Here is a 2761-nt window from a genome sequence, read left to right as displayed (position 1 = left end):
GAGGCGCACGTCGATCAGGCCGGGCGCCAGGGCGCGGCGCGCGACCGCGCCGTAGCCGAGGCGGTCGAGGGCTTCGGGCCGGTAGCCGTGCAGGAGGAGGTCGGCGCCGGCGAGCATCGCCTCGAACACCGCGCGGTCGGCGCCCCGGCGCAGGTCGAGCCGGGCGCATCGCTTGCCGAGCGTCACGTCCGGCTCGATGGCCGGCTCGTTCCAGTCCGGCGGGTCGACGCGCAGCACCTCGGCGCCGTAGCCGGCGAGGAATCGCGTGGCGACGGGGCCGGCGAGCACCCGCGTCAGGTCGAGCACCCGCAGGCCGGCGAGCGGCCGATCGGGCCTCGGCCTCCAGGCGGTGGAGGCGGGCGCCGCGGGATCGAAGCCGACGAGGGGTTCTTCGGCCACCGCCGCCCCCTGCGGATGCGCCGCCCAGGCTGCGATCGAGCGCATCTCCGCCGCGCAGCCGCCCTCCGCGACGATCGCCGCCTCCAGCGCCGCCTTGTCCCAGCCGGCGACGGCGAGCGCCATGCCGTCGCGGTCGGATTGCGCGCCGAGCACGCGCTCGGCCGCCGCGCGGTGGTGCGGAGCGTTGGTGTGGAGCCGGATCCAGCCATCGCGGGTGCAATAGTCGCCCGCCACCGGGTCCCACGGGGCCGGCAGCGCCCACCCGATCGGGCGGAGCGAGGTGCGGAACCACAGGGAGGCGAGGCGCCGATCGACGGTGACGCCGGGCGCGGTGCCGACGAGGTCGGCGATGGCCAGCCCCGCCGCGGCGATGGAGCCGGCCGCCAGATCGGTCACCGGAAAGGCCGAGGGCAGGGCGCCGGTCCCCGCGAAGGCGAGGGCCACCCGGTCCGAGGGGCCGCCCAACGCATCCTGGATCGTCGCCGCGAAACGCTCCGCCGACACGCCGCCCCCTCGTTCAACCCGAGTTCGGTTCGCACGCGTGGTTCGCCGTCGGGCCGCCGCCGCGCTATACAGACGGGACATGTCCCGGAACGAACGCGATTGATGCCCGAGCCGCTGCTCTCCGTCGAGGATCTCTCGGTGGCCTTCCGCTCGCGCGAGGGCGAGAGCCGGGCCGTCGACGGCGTGTCCTTCACGATCCTGCCGGGCGAGACCGTGGCGCTCGTCGGTGAATCCGGCTCGGGCAAGTCGGTGACCGCGCTCTCGATCCTGCGGCTGCTGGACGGGGCCGCCCACCATCCGGGCGGGCGGATCGTATTCAAGGGCCGCGACCTGCTGGCGCTGCCCGAGCGCGAAATGCGCAAGGTGCGCGGCGCCGACATCACCATGGTGTTCCAGGAGCCGATGACCTCCCTGAACCCGCTCCACAGCATCGAGCGGCAGATCGGCGAGGTGCTGGGGCTCCACCGCGGCCTCTCGGGCAAGGCCGCGCGCGCGCGCATCCTCGAATTGCTGGAACTCGTGGGCCTGCGCGACGCGGCGCGGCGCATGGGCGCCTACCCGCACGAGCTTTCCGGCGGCCAGCGCCAGCGGGTGATGATCGCGATGGCGCTCGCCTGCGAGCCGGACCTGCTCGTCGCCGACGAGCCGACCACCGCCCTCGACGTGACCGTGCAGGCGCAGATCCTCTCGCTGCTGGCCGACCTGCAGAAGCGGCTCGGCATGGCGATGCTGTTCATCACCCACGACCTCGGCATCGTCGAGCGCATCGCCGCGCGGGTCTGCGTGATGCTCAAAGGCCGGATCGTCGAGGCCGGGCCGGTCGCCGAAGTGTTCTCGAACCCGCAGCACGACTACACCCGCCGCCTCATCGCCTCCGAGCCGGAGGGGCGCGGCAACCCGGTGGCGGCGGACGCCGAGGCCCTGGTCGAGGCCGGCCCGCTGAAGGTCTGGTTTCCCCTGAAGGAAGGCTGGCTCCGGCGCAAAGCCGGCTACGTCAAGGCCGTCGACGGCGTCTCACTGCGGGTCCGCGCCGGCGAGACCGTGGGCGTGGTCGGCGAATCCGGCTCGGGCAAGACGACGCTCGGCCTCGCGCTGCTGCGGCTCACCGCGTGCGAGGGGCCGATCGTCTTCCTCGGCCAGGACATCGAGCGCTACGGCGTCGCGGCGATGCGGCCGCTGCGCAAGGACATGCAGGTGGTCTTCCAGGACCCCTACGGCTCGCTCTCGCCGCGGATGTCCGTGGCCGACATCGTCGCCGAGGGTTTGGTGGTGCAGGACGTGCCGAAGCGCGAGCACCGTGCCATCGTCGCGCGGGCGCTCACCGATGTCGGGCTCGATCCGGCGGCGATGGACCGCTACCCGCACGAGTTCTCCGGCGGCCAGCGCCAGCGCATCGCCATCGCCCGCGCGATGGTGTTGGAGCCGCGCTTCGTCGTGCTCGACGAGCCGACCTCGGCGCTGGACCGCTCGGTGCAGGCGCAGATCGTGACGCTGCTGCGCGACCTGCAGCGGGCGCGCGGCCTCGCCTACCTGTTCATCAGCCACGACCTGAAGGTGGTGCGCGCGCTCGCGAACTACGTCCTGGTCATGCAGAACGGCGTGGTGGTTGAGGAGGGCCCAGCCGAGGAGATCTTCTCCCGGCCCAGGACCGACTACACCCGCACCCTGTTCTCGGCGGCCTTCGCGCTGAAGAGCGACAGCGTCGCCGACGTCGAGCCGGTCTAGGGCGATGGCGCGGGCGCTGCTCATCGTGCTCGATTCCGTCGGAATCGGCGGTGCGCCGGATGCCGAGCGCTACGGCGATGCGGGCTCCGACACGGTCGGCCACATCGCCGAGGCCTGCGCCGCGGGGCGCGCC

At 73.4% G+C, this 2761-nt stretch carries 2 protein-coding genes and 1 pseudogene; 2 read left to right on the top strand and 1 reads right to left on the bottom strand.

The features are described 5' to 3' along the window. Positions 1-903, bottom strand: a 903-nt coding sequence (locus FV222_RS22220; protein WP_246685600.1) for a CoA transferase, incomplete at its 3' end; no start/stop codon positions are given. A 102-nt stretch (positions 904-1005) separates the two neighbouring features. Here FV222_RS22220 and FV222_RS22215 point away from each other — a divergent pair. Both FV222_RS22215 and FV222_RS22210 read left to right on the top strand, forming a co-directional pair. Continuing rightward, positions 1006-2628, top strand: a complete 1623-nt coding sequence (locus FV222_RS22215) for an ABC transporter ATP-binding protein (protein WP_147763936.1) — start codon at positions 1006-1008, stop codon at positions 2626-2628. 4 nt (positions 2629-2632) lie between these two features. Further along, positions 2633-2761 (top strand): annotated as a pseudogene (locus FV222_RS22210) (phosphopentomutase); the annotation flags it as partial.

Source organism: Methylobacterium sp. WL103, from assembly GCF_008039885.1.
GTDB lineage: Bacteria > Pseudomonadota > Alphaproteobacteria > Rhizobiales > Beijerinckiaceae > Methylobacterium > Methylobacterium cerastii.
The sequence above is the reverse complement of the archived record's forward strand: the minus strand, read 5'-3'. Positions and strand labels throughout refer to the sequence as shown.